This window comes from Mycobacterium sp. NGS41, from assembly GCF_059812725.1.
Window position 1 is genome coordinate 120,549 of record NZ_JCALDF010000013.1, and the last position, 17,999, is coordinate 138,547.

At 65.2% G+C, this 17,999-nt stretch carries 15 protein-coding genes; 9 read left to right on the forward strand and 6 right to left on the reverse strand.

All coding sequences use genetic code 11. The annotated features are described in order from the left end of the window. Positions 1–79 precede the first annotated feature (79 nt). From AC5Y21_RS14430 to AC5Y21_RS14440, 3 genes are read right to left on the reverse strand one after another with little or no spacing between them, the layout of a single operon-like run. Positions 80–919 (reverse strand): transglutaminase family protein, encoded by an 840-nt coding sequence (locus AC5Y21_RS14430; RefSeq protein ID WP_499913123.1) that lies wholly within the window; start codon positions 917–919, stop codon positions 80–82. Continuing rightward, positions 919–1,899, reverse strand: coding sequence for an alpha-E domain-containing protein (locus AC5Y21_RS14435; protein ID WP_499913124.1), 981 nt, complete (start codon positions 1,897–1,899; stop codon positions 919–921). Before AC5Y21_RS14435 ends, AC5Y21_RS14430 begins: the two co-directional genes overlap by 1 nt. Beyond that, positions 1,899–3,563 carry a circularly permuted type 2 ATP-grasp protein gene (locus tag AC5Y21_RS14440; RefSeq protein ID WP_499913125.1) on the reverse strand — a complete coding sequence of 555 codons (1,665 nt, stop codon included), beginning with the start codon at positions 3,561–3,563 and terminating at the stop codon, positions 1,899–1,901. Before AC5Y21_RS14440 ends, AC5Y21_RS14435 begins: the two co-directional genes overlap by 1 nt. 166 nt (positions 3,564–3,729) lie before the next feature. On the opposite strand from AC5Y21_RS14440, the gene rpsT reads away from it, so the two are divergent. Continuing rightward, complete coding sequence (gene rpsT, locus AC5Y21_RS14445) at positions 3,730–3,993, forward strand: 30S ribosomal protein S20 (protein WP_499913126.1); 264 nt, start codon at positions 3,730–3,732, stop codon at positions 3,991–3,993. A gap of 1 nt (position 3,994) precedes the next feature. Here the strand turns inward: rpsT and holA are convergent, their stop codons facing one another. The 3 genes from holA to AC5Y21_RS14460 form a co-directional block, all read right to left on the reverse strand. Then, entirely contained in the window at positions 3,995–4,960 is a 966-nt protein-coding gene (gene holA, locus AC5Y21_RS14450) for a DNA polymerase III subunit delta (protein ID WP_499913127.1), read from the reverse strand. Positions 4,961–5,061: 101 nt separating this feature from the next. After that, complete coding sequence (locus AC5Y21_RS14455) at positions 5,062–6,591, reverse strand: ComEC/Rec2 family competence protein (RefSeq protein ID WP_499913151.1); 1,530 nt, start codon at positions 6,589–6,591, stop codon at positions 5,062–5,064. Positions 6,592–6,641: 50 nt separating this feature from the next. Beyond that, positions 6,642–7,469 carry a ComEA family DNA-binding protein gene (locus AC5Y21_RS14460; protein WP_499913128.1) on the reverse strand — a complete coding sequence of 276 codons (828 nt, stop codon included), beginning with the start codon at positions 7,467–7,469 and terminating at the stop codon, positions 6,642–6,644. Between the two features lie 120 nt (positions 7,470–7,589). On the opposite strand from AC5Y21_RS14460, the gene AC5Y21_RS14465 reads away from it, so the two are divergent. The 8 genes from AC5Y21_RS14465 to AC5Y21_RS14500 all read left to right on the forward strand — a co-directional run bounded on the left by AC5Y21_RS14465 (position 7,590) and on the right by AC5Y21_RS14500 (position 17,843). Beyond that, positions 7,590–8,756, forward strand: a complete 1,167-nt coding sequence (locus AC5Y21_RS14465; protein ID WP_499913152.1) for an acyl-CoA dehydrogenase family protein — start codon at positions 7,590–7,592, stop codon at positions 8,754–8,756. A gap of 7 nt (positions 8,757–8,763) precedes the next feature. Further along, positions 8,764–9,873 (forward strand): acyl-CoA dehydrogenase family protein, encoded by a 1,110-nt coding sequence (locus AC5Y21_RS14470; protein WP_499913129.1) that lies wholly within the window; start codon positions 8,764–8,766, stop codon positions 9,871–9,873. Positions 9,874–9,876: 3 nt separating this feature from the next. Next, positions 9,877–10,299 (forward strand): PPOX class F420-dependent oxidoreductase, encoded by a 423-nt coding sequence (locus tag AC5Y21_RS14475; protein ID WP_499913130.1) that lies wholly within the window; start codon positions 9,877–9,879, stop codon positions 10,297–10,299. 27 nt (positions 10,300–10,326) lie between these two features. Beyond that, positions 10,327–12,078: a cyclic nucleotide-binding and patatin-like phospholipase domain-containing protein gene (locus AC5Y21_RS14480; protein ID WP_499913131.1), complete on the forward strand. Its 1,752-nt coding sequence runs from the start codon at positions 10,327–10,329 to the stop codon at positions 12,076–12,078. A gap of 93 nt (positions 12,079–12,171) precedes the next feature. Continuing rightward, entirely contained in the window at positions 12,172–13,122 is a 951-nt protein-coding gene (locus AC5Y21_RS14485; RefSeq protein WP_499913132.1) for an adenylate/guanylate cyclase domain-containing protein, read from the forward strand. A 109-nt stretch (positions 13,123–13,231) separates the two neighbouring features. Continuing rightward, entirely contained in the window at positions 13,232–14,290 is a 1,059-nt protein-coding gene (locus AC5Y21_RS14490; RefSeq protein ID WP_499913133.1) for an NAD(P)H-dependent amine dehydrogenase family protein, read from the forward strand. Between the two features lie 158 nt (positions 14,291–14,448). After that, complete coding sequence (locus tag AC5Y21_RS14495; protein ID WP_499913134.1) at positions 14,449–14,901, forward strand: MmpS family transport accessory protein; 453 nt, start codon at positions 14,449–14,451, stop codon at positions 14,899–14,901. Continuing rightward, entirely contained in the window at positions 14,898–17,843 is a 2,946-nt protein-coding gene (locus AC5Y21_RS14500; protein ID WP_499913135.1) for an MMPL/RND family transporter, read from the forward strand. The genes AC5Y21_RS14495 and AC5Y21_RS14500 overlap by 4 nt, the downstream gene beginning before the upstream one ends. Positions 17,844–17,999: the final 156 nt, after the last annotated feature.

A 17,999-nucleotide genomic window follows, 5' to 3' on the forward strand; every position in this document is an offset into this window, starting at 1 on the left:
CGAACAGCAATCCGACGCAGGCGACCGACAGCAATACCAGCGAAGGTCCGGTCTGACGGCGGCGAGGATCGTTCACGATTCAGGCCAGCCGGGTGATCTCCACTATCACGTCGAGGTCGGTCGCACCCTGCCCGGAGTAGATGCCCTTCAGCGGCGAGACGTCGGCGTAGTCGCGGCCGACACCGACATTCACGTACTGCTCGGTGATTTCGGTGTCATTGGTCGGGTCGTAGTTCCACCAACTACCGGTCCAGGCCTGGATCCAGGGGTGGCTGCGGCCGTCAACGGTCTTTCCGACAGGGGCGTCGCGTTTGGGGTGTAGATATCCCGACACGTAGCGTCCGGGAATTCCCATGCTGCGCAACAGAATCAGCGTCAGGTGCGCGAAATCCTGGCAAACGCCCTTGCCCTGTTCCAGAGCGTCCAGACCCGACGATTGCACACCGGTGGTCCCGGGAAGATAGTCCAATTCGTTGCGTGCCCAGCGGGCCGCCGCGACGACGGCGTCCCTGGGGTCGTGGTACTTCATGATCCGCTTGCCCACGGCGGCAACGCGTTTGCTTGACGGGGTGTACGCGGTGGGGCGCAGCACTTCGTCGAACCGGTCGATCACCGCCAGGGACTGCAGCTCTTCCCAGCTGGTCTTGGCCGTCGGCGGCTCCGGACGCTCGGTCTCGACCACCGACGAGGACGTCACGGTCAGTTCGGTGTGCGGCGCGTGCAGGTCGAACGCCGTTACGGCGGTTCCCCAATAGTCGGTGTAGCGATAAGACCGGGTGGCCGGGATGGTTTCGACGCGGTTGAGGATGACGTTCTGCCGAGGGTTGGACGTGGGTGTCAGCCTCGCTTCGTTGAAGGAGGCCGTCACCGGCGACTGGTACGCGTAGCCGGTGGTGTGCACCACCCGCATCCGCCACATCAGGATTCCCCTTGCCCGGCCAGCAATTGGCCGCGATGACCGGCATCCGACCAAGCGACCCAGGGTGCGGCGTGGAAGTACTGCAGCGCCACCGCATCTCCCACCTCACCGCAGGTTCGCTGCAAGCCGGCCAAGCGGTTCTCCAGCGATTCGAGCAGTACGCCGGGTTGGACGAATTCCAGTTCGCTGCGTGCCTGACCGAGCAAGCGCTGCGCCTCGGTGGTGGCCCCGATCCGGCTACTCTGCGGATTGTGCAGCAGCTCCTCGAGGTTGCGTTCGGCCAGCCGCAACGAGAAGTAGACCGAGCGCGGGAACAGCCGGTCGAGCATCATGAACTCAACCACCCGGCCCGCGTCCAGCACCCCGCGGTAGGTGCGCAGGTAAGTGTCGTGGGCACCCGCTGAGCGCAGTAGCGTCACCCACGCCGGCGAGGACGCGCTGTCCCCAACGCGGGACAGCAGCAGGCGCACGGTCATGTCGATTCGCTCGATCGCGCGGCCCAGCACCATGAAGCGGTATCCGTCGTCACGGGAGAGGGTGGAGTCGGCCAGGCCCGCGAACATCGCCGCACGACTTTCGATGAACGACAGAAACTCGTGCGGCCCAAGGCGTTTGGCGGCACGCTCACGTTCGGGAAGCGCGTGGTAGGTGGTGTTGATGCACTCCCAGGTCTCGCTGGACGTGACTTCCCTTGCCGACCTTGCGTTTTCGCGCGCCGCCGAGATCGCGTCGACGATCGAGCAGCCGCCCTGAGTGTTCGGGTTGAACGCCACCAGGTCGGTCAAAGACCACACGTCCAACCGCTCGTCCGGCGGCTCGATGCCCAGCACCTCCAGCAGCAGCCGGGAGGCGTGGTCGGGGTCGACGCTCGAATCCTCGAGCAGTTGATGCACAGCGACGTCCAGGATGCGAGCGGTGTCGTCGGCGCGCTCGACGTAGCGACCGATCCAATACAGCGCTTCGGCGTTACGGGCGAGCATCAGTCGATCGCCTTCTGCTGTTGGTGCTGAGATTGCCCGGAATCCCACTGCCGCTGCGTCGCCTGCGAACCGTCCGATTCCGGCACCGGCTGCGGCAGCGACCGGACCACCTTGGCAGCGCCCAGCTCACGCTCGTCGGCCGAAGCGCGCGGCGCCAGCACCCAGGTGTCCTTGGATCCGCCGCCCTGACTGGAGTTGACCACCCGCGAGCCCTCCACCAGGGCCACCCGCGTCAGCCCGCCGGGCAGCACCCACACGTCGTTTCCGTCGTTGACCGCGAACGGCCGCAGGTCGACGTAGCGTGGCGCCAAGGAGCCTTCGATGCGGGTCGGCACGGTCGACAGTTCCATCATCGGCTGGGCGATCCAGCTGCGGGGATCGTCGCGGATCTTCCTGCCGACCGTGGCCAGCTCCTTTTCGGTGGCTTCCGGGCCGAACACGATGCCGTAGCCGCCGGAGCCCTCGACCGGCTTGAGCACCAATTCGCGGAGGCGGTCCAGCACCTCTGCGCGTTCGTCATCCAGCCAGCACCGGAACGTGTCCACGTTGGCCAGCAGTGGCTTCTCGCCGAGGTAGTACTCGATCATCGTCGGAACATAGGTGTAGACAAGCTTGTCGTCGCCGACACCGTTGCCGATCGCAGAGGAGATGACGACGTTTCCGGCGCGCGCGGCGTTGACCATGCCGGCCACCCCGAGCACCGAGTCGGCCCGGAACTGCAGCGGGTCCAGGAATGCGTCGTCGATGCGCCGGTAGATGACGTCGACCTGGCGCTCCCCCTCGGTGGTGCGCATGTACACCTGGTTGTCACGGCAGAACAGGTCGCGGCCTTCGACCAGTTCGACGCCCATCTGACGGGCGAGCAGCGAGTGTTCGAAATAGGCCGAGTTATAGACACCCGGCGTCAGCACCACGACCGTCGGGTCGGCCTCGTTCGTCGCCGCCGAGTTGCGCAACGCGCGCAGCAGGTGCGACGAATAGTCGTCGACGGTACGAACCCGATGGGTCGCGAACAGGTTCGGGAAGACCCGCGCCATGGTGCGCCGGTTCTCCATGACATACGACACGCCCGACGGCGAGCGCAGGTTGTCTTCGAGCACCCGGAAGTCGCCGCGTTCGTCGCGGATCAAGTCGATACCGGCGACGTGGATTCGCACGCCGTTGGGCGGCACGATTCCCATGGCCTCGCGGTGAAAGTGCTCGCAGGAGGTCACCAGGCGGCGCGGTATCACGCCGTCGCCCAGAATCTCCTGGTCGCCGTAGATGTCGTCGAGGTACATCTCGAGCGCCTTGACGCGCTGGGTGATGCCGCGCTCCAGGCGGGTCCACTCCGACGCCGAGATCACCCGGGGCACCAGATCCAGCGGAAACGGCCGCTCCTGGCCTGATAGCGAGAACGTGATGCCCTGGTCGATGAACGCGCGGCCCAGCGCATCGGCCCGGGCCTTGAGCTCAGAAGCGTCCGAGGGAGCCAGTTCGGCGTAGATGCCCTTGTAGGGGCCACGGACACTGCCCTGGGCATCAAACATCTCGTCGAACGCCATCGAATAGCAGTCCGACGTGTTGTAGCCGTCGAAGATGCGTTCCGAACGAGGGGGTGCTTGGAGACGCGCACCGTCGCGCGACCCCTGCTTGGTGTCCTCAAGCTGGTTCGGAAGACTCACTGTTCAAATGCTGCCTCAGATCGGCGTTATGGCAGGCCACGAGTTCCCCTTTTGGGAGAAAACGTAACCGACTGATAACCTGGGCAGTCGCGAACGGGCATCGAACAGGCTTTGAGCGCCCGGTCATACGCAGAATCAATGCAGGGACAGACGGGAACATAGACGCGTGGCCAACATCAAGTCGCAGCAGAAGCGCAACCGCACCAACGAGCGGGCCCGACTGCGCAACAAGTCGGTGAAGTCGTCGCTGCGTACCGCTGTCCGCGCATTCCGCGAAGCCGCTCACGACGGCGACAAAGACAAGGCCGCGGAACTGCTGGTGTCGACCAACCGCAAGCTGGACAAGGCGGCCAGCAAGGGTGTGATCCACAAGAACCAGGCGGCCAACAAGAAGTCGGCGCTGGCGCGGACCCTCAACAAGCTCGGCTAACTCAGTTTCGGTAACTGGCCAGCTCAGCGACCTTTCTGACCGCGGACTCCAGAGCGTAGTCGGCGTCCGCGACGGCCCCTTTTACGTTGGCGTTGAGTTCCGCCACCACGTTCATCGCGGTTGCCACCTTGTCACGCGACCAGCGTCGGGCCTGTTTCTGGGCCTTCTGCACCCGCCAGGGCGGCATTCCGACCTGCGCGGCCAGCCGATAGGGGTCGCCGGACAGCGGGCCGACCCGGCCGATCGCGTGTACGGCCTCGGCCAGCGCGTCGGCCAACACCACTAGCGGTTCGCCGCGCATCATTGCCCACCGCAGCGCCTCGGCGGCTCCTGCGACGTCGCCGGCGACGGCCTTGTCGGCGATGTCGAAGCCCTTCACGTCGGCTTTGCCGCTGTGGTAGCGCCGTACCGCGTCGGCATCGACATCGCCGGCGGTGTCGGCAACCAGCTGGGAACATGCCGAGGCGAGTTCGCGCACGTCGGAGCCGACGGCGTCCAGCAGTGCGGTCACCGTCTCGTCGTCGACCTTGATCCGCAACGAGCGGAACTCCTTGCGGACGAAGTCGGCGCGGTCCCTGGGCTTGGTGATCCGGTCGCAGGGATGCACTGTGGCGCCGAGCTTCTGCAGCTGGCCGGCCAGCGCTTTTGCGCGGCCGGCGCCCGAGTGCACCACGACCAGCACCGTCCCGGGTGGGATGTCGGTGGCGGCCGAAGCGATCACCGAGGCCGCGTCCTTGCCGGCGTCCGCGGCGGCCTCCATTACGACGATCCGCTCGTCGGCGAACAATGACGGACTCAGCAGTTCGGCCAGCTCGTAGGTGGTGACATCGCCGGCCCGCATGCGGTTGACCGGCACGTCGTCGGTGCCGGCATGCTGCCGGGCCGATGTCAGCAGCTCCGCCACCGCTCGCTCGACCAGCAGTTCCTCGTCTCCCAAGACCAGGTGCAACGGCGAAAGCTCGCTCATCCCACGATCGTGTCACGAGGGTCTGACGGGCCGACGGGCTGCCGGTAGATGCGCCGAACATGCACCCACTGCGAAAACGCGGCAATTTTTTCGCACTGGGTTCACATTCGGCGCGGCGACGCGGTGCATGACCCCGACAGCCACCAGGCCAGCAGACAAACGACCGCGACCACCGCGGCCGAGCCCGCACCGGCGCGAAACCACCGCCAGCGCCACAACACCACCGCCAGCACGGTTACGCCGCCAACCAGTAGCACCCCGACCACACCCTTCGGCACGGGCACCGTCGCCCCGGGCATGCTGGCCGCCCAATGCGACACGTGCAAGACCCACCACACCTCGGGCCCGGTGAAACGGATCAACAGCTGCGCAGCGGCGGGCCACAGCCCGCACAAGACAGCCGCCGCACTGCCCAGCACGGTGATCGGCGCGATCACCGCTGCCACCACGAGATTGGCCATCACTGCTACCACGCTGAACTGGCCCGAGATCGCGGCGACTAGGGGCGCGGTCACCACTTGCGCGGCCCACGCGACCGCCACAGCGTCCGCCAGCGGCTTGGGCCATCCCCGCGCGACCAGGCGCCGCGACCAGACCGGCGCGATGACCACCAGCGCGGCCGTTGCCACCGCCGACAACGCGAAGCCGACGTCGACGGCCAGCTGCGGCGCAACAGCCATCAGCAGCAGGATCGTCGCGCACAGCGCGGGAATCGCTTGCCGCCGCCGCGATGACAGCATCCCGGCCAACGTGATGGCGCCCATCACGGCCGCCCGCAACACGCTGGCCGTCGGCTGCACGACAATGACGAATGCCGCGAGCACCACCGCCGCCAGCAGCACCGCGAAGCGCGGGCCGATCAGCCGAGCCGAGAACAACACCGCTCCGCACACGATCGTGACGTTGGCGCCCGACACCGCTGTCAGGTGAGTCATGCCGGCCGCCTTGAAGTCGCGACTGGTCGCGGCGGTGACCGTCGAGGTGTCGCCGAGGACCAAGCCGGGCAGCATCGCGGCCTGGTCAGCGGGTAATACCGCACGGACGGTGGCGGCGAACCGGCTGCGGACGGAATGGGCGGCGCGCTGTATTGCACTGGCTTCGCCCTTAGCCGACCGGCCCGTCGCATTGAGAACCGCGACCGTGAGGTCATGCCGCTTTGGACGACTGATCCGCGCAGTGAATCGAATCGGCTGGCCTACCATGATGTCACCGGCATCGGAGACTCTGGCGAAAACCAGTACCCGGCCTGACATCTCGTCGTCGCGCAGCCGCTGCAGTGTCGCGCGATACATGAGCCGGCTGCTACCCAGCGACACCGCGCTCTCGCTGGGGGTGACCGTCACCGGAACGGCGGCACCGAACGCAGCGGTAATCGGGTGGCGAGCGACCGCATCGGCACGCAACGCGATTGCCAGCCCAAAACCGGCGCCCACCACACCGACGGCCACCAGCCCGGCACTGATCGCACCAGACCGCGAGGCCCGCTCCGGCCGGCGCGCCGCGCACCACCACACCACGCCCGAGGCAACCGCCAGCACCGCGCAGCACGTCGCGAACACCCGTCCCACCGGCCACACGACTCCGCTCGCTGTCACGATCCAGCTGGTCAGCGCGGCCGGCACCAGGCGCACATCGAGTTGCGCCAGCGCCGACTCGCCGCTGCCGGCGTGAGACACCGGCGTCAGACACGGACCAGGGCGCGCAGCTTCTCCAGCCGCGCCGGGCCGATGCCGTCGACTTCGGCAAGTTGATCGACGCTGGTGAACTTGCCGTTGGCCTGCCGCCAGGCCACGATCGCGGCGGCGGTGACGGGTCCGACGCCGGGCAGGGTGTCCAGCTGCTCCACGGTTGCGGTGTTGAGGTCGAGCACCTCGCCGTGCTTTGGCCGGGTTGAGCCCGGGGCCGGTCCGGACGCCGGCGGGCTGGCCGTGCCCGGGCTCACCGTGCTGCCGAGCGCCCTGGGCTGGCCGGACGGCGGAGCCAGACCAACCACGATCTGTTCGCCGTCGCCGAGCGGTCGGGCCATGTTCAGGCCGATGGTGTCGGCGCCGTCCACCGCGCCGCCTGCGGCCTGCAACGCATCGGCGATCCGCGCGCCCGGACTGAGGGTGACCAGTCCGGGCTTGTGCACCAATCCGACCACACTGACCACGACGGGCCGGTCGGCGCTGGCGCTCGGACTGGCAGACGATCGAGGCCTTGCTGACGAAAGTGGCTGCACCGGAGGAAGCTTCGCCGACATCACCGGTGCGGGCTGGTCACGCATCACGGTGAACACCGTGACCAATACCGCAACCGCGGCTACCACGGCCAATGCGATGGCACCCGCGCGGCCCGGATCCGCACGAACCTTGGCCACCCAACCTCCGCCACCGGAAGCGTCGGGAAGCCAGCGTGGCAGCAACGAGTTCTGGTCCTCTTCTGGGTCGTCGGGCGCGTCCGCGTCGTCGGCGTCCGGCTCGGCACCTAATCGACGCTGCAACCGCTGAGCGGGAAGTTCTGTTCGCATGCGCCGACCGTAGGTGCGGCCACCGCCACAACGGCCGCGTCAACGGGCCCGCAACCACCGCCTGTGGACGAACCCGAGGCTGTGGACAAGCTCGACGCGGCATGGGCCAAGATGGAACTCATGCAACTGGCACTCACAGCCGAGGAAGCCGCGTTCCGCGACGAGCTTCGCAATATCTACACCACACAGATCCCCGAAGAACTCCGCGAGCTGGTCCGCCAGGGCTCTTCACTGAGCCGCGACCAGTTCGTCACCAGCCATAAGATCCTCCACGACCACGGCCTGGCGGTACCGAACTGGCCGGTCGAATGGGGCGGCAAGGACTGGACCCCCACCCAGTACCAGATCTGGACGGACGAGATGCAGTTGGCGTGCGTCCCCGAACCGCTGAACTTCAACGTCAAGATGGTCGGCCCGGTGATCGCCGAATTCGGATCCCATGAGATCAAGCAGCGCTTCCTCCCGCCCACCGCCAACATGGACATCTGGTGGTGCCAGGGCTTCTCCGAACCCGAAGCCGGCTCCGACCTCGCGTCGCTGCGCACCACTGCGACCCGCGACGGCGACACCTACGTCGTCAACGGACAGAAGACGTGGACAACGCTCGGCCAGTATGCCGACTGGATCTTCTGTCTGGTCCGCACCGACCCGCAGGCACCCAAGCGCCAGGCCGGAATTTCGTTCCTGCTCATGGAGATGAACACGCCGGGCATCACGCTACGGCCCATCAAGACGATCGACGGCGGCCAGGAAGTCAACGAGGTGTTCTTCTCCGACGTGCGTGTCCCCGCCGATCAGCTTGTCGGAGAAGAGAACCAAGGCTGGACATACGCGAAGTTCCTGCTGGGCAACGAACGTACCGGCATCGCCGGAGTGGGCCGCACCAAAGTGCGCCTCGCCGAGGTGAAAAAGCACGCGGCCGAAACCGGCCTGCTTGACAATCCGCTGTTCGCCGCCCGCCTCGCCGAGGCCGAAAACGAGCTGCTGGCACTGGAACTCACCCAGGCGCGGGTGGTCTCGAGCTCCGCGGACGGCAAAGCCAATCCCGTCTCGTCAGTGCTCAAGCTGCAAGGCAGCCAACTGCAACAGGTGGCCACCGAATTGCTGGTCGAGGTGGCGGGACCCGACGCGCTAGCCGTAAACGGTCCAAAAAACGATGAAATCGCTTCTCCCCCTTGGGCGCAAACGAGTGCGCCGCGATACCTTAACTACCGCAAGACATCGATCTACGGCGGCAGCAACGAAGTGCAGCGCAACATCATCGCGTCCACCATTCTCGGATTGTGAGGAAGTCATGGACTTTCAGCTGAGCGACGAGCAGGCTCTGCTCCGCGACACCACCCGCGACCTACTGTCGCGCAGCTATGACCCGGAGAGCCGCAACAAGGTCATCGACACCGATCTCGGCTGGAGCCGCGAGGTGTGGAACCAACTGGCTGACATCGGGATTCTCGGCCTCGGGTTCGATCCCGACGAGTCGGGCCAGATCGAGATCATGGTCGTGCTCACCGAAATCGGGCGACGGTTGGCGCCCGAGCCCGTCGTGCACGCCGCACTGGCGCCCGGTTCGCTGATCGCCGAGCACGGCAGCGAAGCACAGAAAGAAATGCTGGACGAGGTCGCGGCGGGACAACGGCTGTTGGCGTTCGCCCACTCCGAGCCCGGCCACCGAAAGGCCACCGCAAAGCTCGCCACTACCGCTGAGCGGGAAGGGGATTCGTGGCTGCTGAGTGGGCGGAAGAATCCGGTGCTGGCCGGTGACTGTGCCGACACGCTGGTGGTCAGCGCGACATTGCCGGACGGCGGCACCGGCCTGTTCGTCGTCGACGCGCAAGCCGTGACCCGCCACCCGTACCCCACATTCGACGGACAGCGCGGTGCGCAGATCGACCTTGACCGCATGCCCGCCGAACCTCTGGGCGAAGCGGCCGACGACGCCTCAGATGCCATCGCCCACACCATCACCCGGATCCAGTCGGCGCTGTGCTCCGAAGCCGTCGGAGCGATGGAGGAAGCGCTCCGGCTGACCACCGATTACCTCAAGACCCGCAAGCAGTTCGGCGTCACACTCAACAAGTTCCAAACGCTCACCCAGCGTTCCGCGGACATGTATGTCTCGCTGGAGCTGGCCCGCAGCATGAGCCTGTACGCGGCGATGTCGATCGCCGACGGCAACCTCGATCCGCTGATCGCCTCGCGCGCCAAAGTTCAGATCGGCCGGTCGGGGCGCCATATCGCGCAGGAGTCGATCCAACTGCACGGCGGCATCGGCATGACCGCCGAGTATCCGGTCGGTCATTACGCGGCCAGGCTCACCGCGATCGAACACACCCTGGGCTCCTCGCAGGACCACCTCCAGCTCCTGATGGACCACATCGCCGACTACGACCTGGTGCGGCTTTAGTAGATGGCCGAGCTGTCGGACAGAGTCGTCGAATTCCTCTCGGCGGGAACCCGCACCGGGATGCTGGCGTTCGTCGCTTCTGACGGGCGGCCGCTGGTGGCGCCGGTGTGGTTTGTCGTCGACGACGGTCAGCTGGTGTTCACCACCGAGCGTCATACGTCGAAAGGCCGTGCCCTGCAGCGTGATCCACGGGTCGCGATCTGTGTGGACGATCCCCATCCGCCCTATTCCTTCGTTCAGGTGCAGGGTGTGGCCGCCATTACCGACGATCCGCAGGACGTGCTGAACATCGCGACCCGAACCGGCGCGCGGTACATGGGCGCCGACCGCGCCGACGAGTTCGGCCGCCGCAACGCGGTTCCCGGCGAAGTGGCAGTCCGGGTCCGTCCGACCAAGGTCATCTCCGGCTTCGATATCAGCGACTGATTATCAGCGACCAAAAGGAGCAGCAGATTGAGCGCTAAACGGCGGCGGGCCCCACTGCGTGCGGCCGACAAACGAGCCGCGCTGCGCAGGGTTCCGCTACTCGCTGACCTCGACGACGAACAACTCGACCAACTCTCCAGCGCAGTCACTCGCCACCACATCTTCGCCGACGAGTGGCTCTTTCGGTTCGGAGACCCGTCGGATGCCATCTACATCGTCGCCTCGGGGCGGTTCGCGATCGTGGGTGCCGAGGGACAGGTATTTCGCGAGATGGCGGCCGGCGACTCGATCGGGGACCTGGGCGTCATCGCCGGCGCCCCTCGCTCGGCCGGTGTCCGGGCCGTTCGCGATGGCGTGGTGTGGCGGATCGCCGCTGACACGTTCACCCAGGTGCTCGCGACGACTCCGCAACTGCAATCGGTAATGCTGCGAGCGATGGCGGGCATGCTGCAAGACTCGCGATCAACGAGCATTTATCAGCGTCCACGGGTCATTGGCATGCTGTCGACGGGTGACGCCACCGCGGGTCCGATCGTCGACAAGATCGCAAAACTGTTGGGTTCCTACGGTAAGACCGCCGTGCTGGCCCCGCCCGTGGACACGACCGCTGAAGTCCATAACTATGGCGACCTTGTCGAGGCATTCAGCGAAACCCTTGATCGGGCCGAACGAAGCAACGACTGGGTCCTGGTGGTGGCCGAACGAGGCTCGGGCCACCTCTGGCGACAATATGTTGCTGCGCAAAGCGACCGACTCGTATTTCTAGTGGCTCAGAAACATCCGCCGAAAGGCCTCGCGTCGCTAGTTACCCACGGGCGGCCAGTCCACCTGCTCGCGTGCGGGCGCGAACCGGACCCCGGTTGGTGGGATCTGCTACAGCCGATTTCGCATCACCGCGCCGACGACGTCGGAATCGGTGCGCTGGCCCGCAGAATTGCCGGCCGATCCCTGGGTCTGGTGCTGGCGGGTGGCGGCGCTCGAGGGCTGTCACATTTCGGCGTCTACGAAGAGCTGACCCGGTCCGGTGTTGTCATCGATCGGTTCGGCGGAACGAGTGCCGGTGCGATCGCCGCTGCGGCGTTCGCGGTGGGCATGGACGCCGAGGAGGCCATCGGCGCGGCGCGCAAGTACCTGGGACAGGGCAATCCGCTCGGCGACTACACGCTCCCTGCGGTGGCCTTCACCCGAGGTCAGCGCATCGATCGCCTGCTTGAGAACTTCGTCGGCAACACCTTGATCGAACATCTGCCTCACGACTTCTTCTCCGTATCCGCCGACATGATTACCGGCGATCAAATCGTGCACCGACGTGGGCCGCTGTCGCTCGCCGTGCGTGCATCGATCTCGATCCCGGGCCTGATGCCGCCGGTGCTGCAGGGTGAGCAGATGCTCGTCGACGGTGGGCTGTTGAACCAACTCCCGGCCGACGTGATGTGCGGCGATCCGGATGGCCAAGTCATCTGCGTCGACCTACGTCAAAAGTTCGTGCCGTCCAAGGGGTTTGGTTTATTGCCGGCGATCGTTCCGCTGCCCGGGCTGGTCCGGCGACTGTTGACCGGATCGGATGTCGCCCTGCCCCCGCTTCAGGAGACGCTGCTTCGCACTGTCGACCTGGCTGGCTCCGCGGTGAACTTGCTCGACCCTCAGATCGCGGCCGTCATCGAGCCGGACGTCACAGCGATCGGTCCGATGGACTTCAAGAAGCTTGACGCCGCCCTGGAAGCGGGCCGGGCAGCGACCCGAGCGGCCCTCGACGCACAGCCGACACTGGTTCGTTAAGGCCTTTGCTGGCCGTTTTCTGACATTTTTTTCGGGCCCCGTCGGCTCCCCCAAGAGACGATGGTTGACCGCAAGGCGGCTAGGTTGTTAGCCGTGGACACCAATTGGTCGCGGAAGGAGCCGTTGGCCGACCTCATCATGCGAACGGAGGACGGCGCAAACATTGTGCCGATCTTCGATCAACTTTTCGTCGGACGCGTGTGCGCGGGTATCGCCGAACACCGCCGCCTGGTGATCAACGATCCGAACATCTCCAGAAACCACCTCGAAATCCGCCTGGACCCTACCACCGACCAAGCTTTCCTCATCGATACCAGCACCAACGGGACGTTGCTCAACGGCGCGCGCGTCGAACGTGCCGTACCGGTCCCCATCAGGCCCAACGACCAGATCCGGATAGGCGACATCGCCCTGCGATTCCGATCCGAGCGGTTCAACGCCAGCAGGGAGAACACCGGCGACTACACCCTGACCCGGATCACCGAGGAGATCATGGTGATGGTGGTGGGCGACATCACCAACTACTCGACGATCTCCGAAGTCACCGACAGCAAGGTGATCGCTGAGAGCCTGAACTACCTTTGGACCGAGCTGGGCCGCGTACTGCGAGCCCACCGCGGCACGCTCAACCACTACGCCGGCGATGCGCTGTACGCAGTGTGGGGACTACGGGCGCTGCCCAATGCCAACGAGCTCGCGATCGACTTTGCGCTTGCCGCGAACCAGAAGGTCGAGGAACTAGCGCCGGGAATCCCGCTCCGTGAGCCGGACGGCTCGCCGATCCGGATGGGCTGGGCGGTGGTGCAGGGCAGAGCCGCACTCGCCGCAATGACAAGGACGGTCGAGGCCGTGATCGGCGACGCGACCAACGTCGCGTTCCGGCTGGCCGGTATTGCCGGCCGCGGTGGGCGCGCACCGGTGATGACGACCGCTACCGTGCATGCCGCCGCCGAGAACAAATTCCTCTGGGGTCCGCCCGAGCAGGTTGAGATCAAGGGCCGAAGTGGGACGCAGATTGCGTTTCCGGTCATCGCCCGTGCATAGCTGACCAAACCGTCGCCCGCCGAGCAGTCGCAGAATCGCGCGCCGGACGGCCGCGCAGTGCGATTCTGCGTCTGCTCGCGAGAGATATCGCGGGAGATAGTGTGTCCCGATGAGCACAACCAGCACAGACCGTCCGCTGCGGGTGATCCAGTGGACCACCGGCAACATCGGCCGGCGCTCTTTGCACGCCATCATCGGCAGGCCCGACATGGAACTGGTCGGGGTCTATGCGCATGGGCCGGACAAGGTCGGCGTCGACGCCGCCGAACTGGCGGGCTGGCCGGCGCCGACGGGGGTGCAAGCCACCAACGACATCGACGCGCTGCTCGCCCTGCGGCCCGACGCATGTTGCTATAACCCGTTGTGGCCCAACATCGATGAGTTGGTGCGCCTGCTGGAATCCGGAGTCAACGTGTGCTCCAGCGCGGCTTGGATCACCGGCGGCAAGCAGACGCCGCAAGACCGCGAGCGCGTTGTCGAAGCCTGCCGGCGCGGCGGCTCTACTATCTTCGGCAGCGGCGCGCACCCCGGAATGACGAACATGGTCGGCATGGTGCTCAGCGCCTCCTGCGAGCGCGTCGATGAGATCCGCATCACCGAATCGGTCGACTGCTCGACCTACGAATCGGCGGAAACCCAGACGGCGATGGGGTTTTCACAAGACCCCGACACCCCCGGTCTGGCCGAGAACGTGCGGCGCGAAAGCGAGGTCTTCGCCGAGTCGGCGGCGATGATGGCCGACGCGATCGGGGCGAAGCTGGACAAGATGACGTTCGACGTCACCTTCACTGCCGCCACCGCCGACTCGGACCTGGGCTTCATGAAGATTCCGGCGGGCACGGTCGGCGGCGTCTACGGCTATCACCGCGGCTGGGCGGGGGATCGCAACGTCGTCAGCGTCGGATTCAACTGGACCATGGGCAGCCATGTGGTCCCGCCCAAGCCGCTCGAGCACGGCCACGTCATCCAGGTGTTCGGCTTGCCCAACATGCGCACGGTCCTGCACTGCCTGCCGCCCAAGGATTGGACGGAACCCGGATTCATGGGTCTGGGCATGATCTACACGGCGATGCCGGTCACCAACGCCGTGCCGGCGGTGGTGGCGGCCGCACCCGGGATCGTGACGCTGGCCGATCTGCCGCCGGTTACCGGCCGAGTCGCGAGCTAGCCGTGCGTTGCGGGCCCACCCCGGAGGAACGCGTTCGTGCACTAAGGTTTACGATGCTTAGCCAAACGAAGATTCTGCCGGGCATCGGCGCGGGGATGCGGGAAGCAAGCTCTGAGGTGGCGCGTTACAAACCAGGATCGTGAGCGGAAGGCGGTGAGATGGCTGGTCCAATTACCGGTCGCATTGGCCGCTTGGCAAAGCGAGCTTGGATACTCCTGGTCTTGGTAGTGGTACTCGCCGTTTCCGCACTGGTCGTGACGCGGCTGCACAAGATCTTCGGCTCCGAGGACCTCAACGCCGGCGCCGGCGGCGGGATCAAAATCGTGCAGTTCAACCCCAAAGTCGTCCGTTACGACGTCTTCGGCCCCGCCGGGTCGACCGCGAACATCAACTATTGGGACGAGAACGCCAACACACACCAGATCAACGCGGCCCCGCTGCCGTGGTCCGTCACTGTCTCTACGACGCTGCCCTCGGTAAGCGCCAACATCATGGTGCAAGGTGACGGCAGTCGAATCAGCTGCCGCATCACCGTCGACGGTAAAGTCCGCGACGACCAAAACTCCGACGGGGTCAACCCCCAGATCTTTTGCCTGGTGAAGTCGGCATGAGCGACCTGAACAGCAGAGGCCACCTGGGCGCCGCAGACACCGAGGACACCGGGCCCATCAAAACCGGCGGTACCGAACCCGCCGAGCGCCCGCACCGGCCTTTCATCCCACACATGATCCGCATCTTCGCGGTGCCGATCGTCCTGATCTGGGTGTTCGTCACGGTGTTGGTAAACATCCTCGTTCCTTCCCTAGAGGTCGTGGGTGAGGCGCATTCGGCACCAATGGCCCCGCTGGACGCACCGTCGATGCAGGCCATGCTGCGCCTGGGTCACAACTTCAACGAATTCAACTCCAACAGCACGATCATGATCGTGCTGGAAGGTCAGGGGCCCCTGGGCGCCGACGCGCATCGCTACTACGACAACCTGGTTCGCCAACTGCAGCCGGACCCTCGGATCCCGGTTAAGGACCGCAAGCCCATCCAGCACATCCAGGACTTCTGGGGCGACCGGTTGACCGCGGCGGGCGCCCAAAGCGCCGACGCCAAGGGCGCCTACGTCATGTTGAATCTTGCCGGCAACCAAGGCACCACCGAGGCCAATAATTCGGTCGAAGCCGTCCGCAAGGTTATCGACAAAAACAAGAACAACTTGCCGCCCGGCTTGAAGGTCTACGTCACTGGGCCGGCCGCGCTCAGCGACGACATGCACGTCATCGGTAACGCCAGCCTTGCCAAGATCACGTTGTTCACTCTTGGCGCGATCGCGATCATGTTGCTGCTGGTCTACCGCTCGATCGTCACCACGGCGATCCAGCTGTTCATGACATTTCTCGCGTTGTTGTGCGCGCGCGGAGTCGTCGCGGTTCTGGCGTATAACAACGCATTCGGGCTCACGACGTTCGCCGCGAACATCCTGACCATGCTGGCGATCGCGGCCGCCACGGACTACGGGATCTTCCTGGTAGGCCGATATCAAGAGGCCCGGCGGTCCGGGGAGGACCGAGAAGCGGCCTACTACACGACATTTCGCGGGGTTACCCCGGTGGTGCTGGGGTCGGGCCTGACCATCGCCGGAGCGACCTACTGCCTGAGCTTCGCGCGGTTGCCATGGTTCAACACCATGGGCGCGCCCGTCGCCATCGGGATGCTGGTCGTCGTGCTGGCCGGGGTCACACTGGGGCCCGCCATCGTCTTTTTGGGCAGCAAGCTCGGCCTTTTCGAATCCACGCTGGCGGCCAAGAGAGGTCGCCTATGGGGCCGGATCGGCACGGCGGTGGTGCGTTGGCCCGCACCAATTCTGGCGGTGAGCGCCGCTGTCGTATTGGTCGGCATGGTCGCGCTGCCGAGCTACAAGACGAGCTACAACGACCGCTACTACCTGCCCATGAGTGCGCCGTCGAACCTGGGTCAATCGGCCGCGGACCGGCATTTCTCCCAGGCCCGGATGAACCCCGACATGCTGATGATCGAAGCCGACCACGATATGCGCAACACGGCCGACATGCTCGTGCTGGACCGGGTGGCCAAGAACGTCATCCGTGTGGTCGGCATCGCCATGGTGCAGGACATCACCCGGCCGCTGGGTATTCCAATTCAGCACAGCTCCATACCGTTTCAGAACAGCATGCAGAGTCAGACGACGATGCAGAACATGGCCTTTTTGAAGGACCGCATGGCCGACATCCTCAAAATGGCCGACTTGCTGCAGGACCAGATCGACTACACGCAGCGCTTGTACGAAGTGACCAAGGATCTTTCCAAAGCCGCCGACGACAGCGCAGCGACCACAGCGGAAACATCGGAAATTACCGACAAATTACGGGACCACATCGCGGATTTCGATGACTTCTGGCGGCCGATACGCTCTTACTTCTACTGGGAAAAGCACTGCTCCGCCATTCCCATCTGTTGGTCATTGCGGTCACTGTTTGACTCGTTGGACGGATTCGACCAGCTTGCCGAGCAGTTCCACAAGCTCACGGCTGACATCCAGCGCACCGCCGTGGCGACCCACGAGATGCTGAACTTGATCCCGACGATGATTGCGACGCTTAAGGCCACGAAGGCCATCACGCTGACGCTGTACCAGACGTTCTCGGCGATGATCAACCAGATGGAGTCGATGAGCAACACGGCGATTGTCATGGGCCAGAGCTTCGACACCTCCCAGAACGACGACATGTTCTATCTTCCACCGGAAGCCTTCCAAAACCCCGACTTTCAGACGGGGCTGCGAATGTTCCTGTCGCCGGACGGCAAGTCGGCGCGGTACTTCATTACCCACCAAGGCGATCCGATGACACCGGAAGGAATCTCACGCGTCGATGCGGAGCGGACGGCCGCCCAGGAGGGGCTGAAGCAGTCCTCCTTGTCAGACGCCAAGGTTTTCCTCGGCGGTACCGCAGCGACGTTCAAGGACATGCACGACGGCGCCAAGTACGACCTGATGATCGCGGTGGTATCGGCGCTGACGCTGATCTTCATGATCATGCTGCTGCTTACCCGAAGCGTCGTTGCGGCGTTGGTGATCGTCGGTACCGCAGCGAGCTCGATCGCCGCATCCTTCGGTCTGTCCGTGCTGATCTGGCAGGATCTCTTCGGCATCAAAGTCCACTGGATTGTGGCGGCGCTGTCGGTCATCATCTTGCTGGCCGTTGGGTCCGACTACAACCTGCTGCTGGTCTCTCGCTTCAGGGAGGAGATCCACGCCGGACTCAAGACGGGAACCATCCGATCGATGGCCGGCACCGGCGGCGTGGTGACGGCCGCGGGTCTGGTGTTCGCCTTCACCATGGCCGCGATGCTGGGTAGCGAACTGCGGGTGCTGGGCCAGTTCGGATCCACCGTCTGCATCGGTCTACTGCTGGACACGCTGATTGTCCGCACGTTGCTGATGCCGTCGATCGCCACGTTGCTGGGCCGCTGGTTCTGGTGGCCGAAGGTGGTGCACCCGCGCGGCGATAATGGCCGACCGAAGGTGCCTGCCGCGTCGGGCTGAACCGGCGCTGGGTCTTGCCTCTCGCGGAGGTGGGTGTCTTCTCCACCTGTCAGCGACACCTCGGCCCGCACGGGCACTCAGGGCGTCGAGTGTGTATTCAGGGCGTCGGGTGTGTATCCACGGCTTTGCGCGTGAAAGCAGGACGAGATGCTGTCC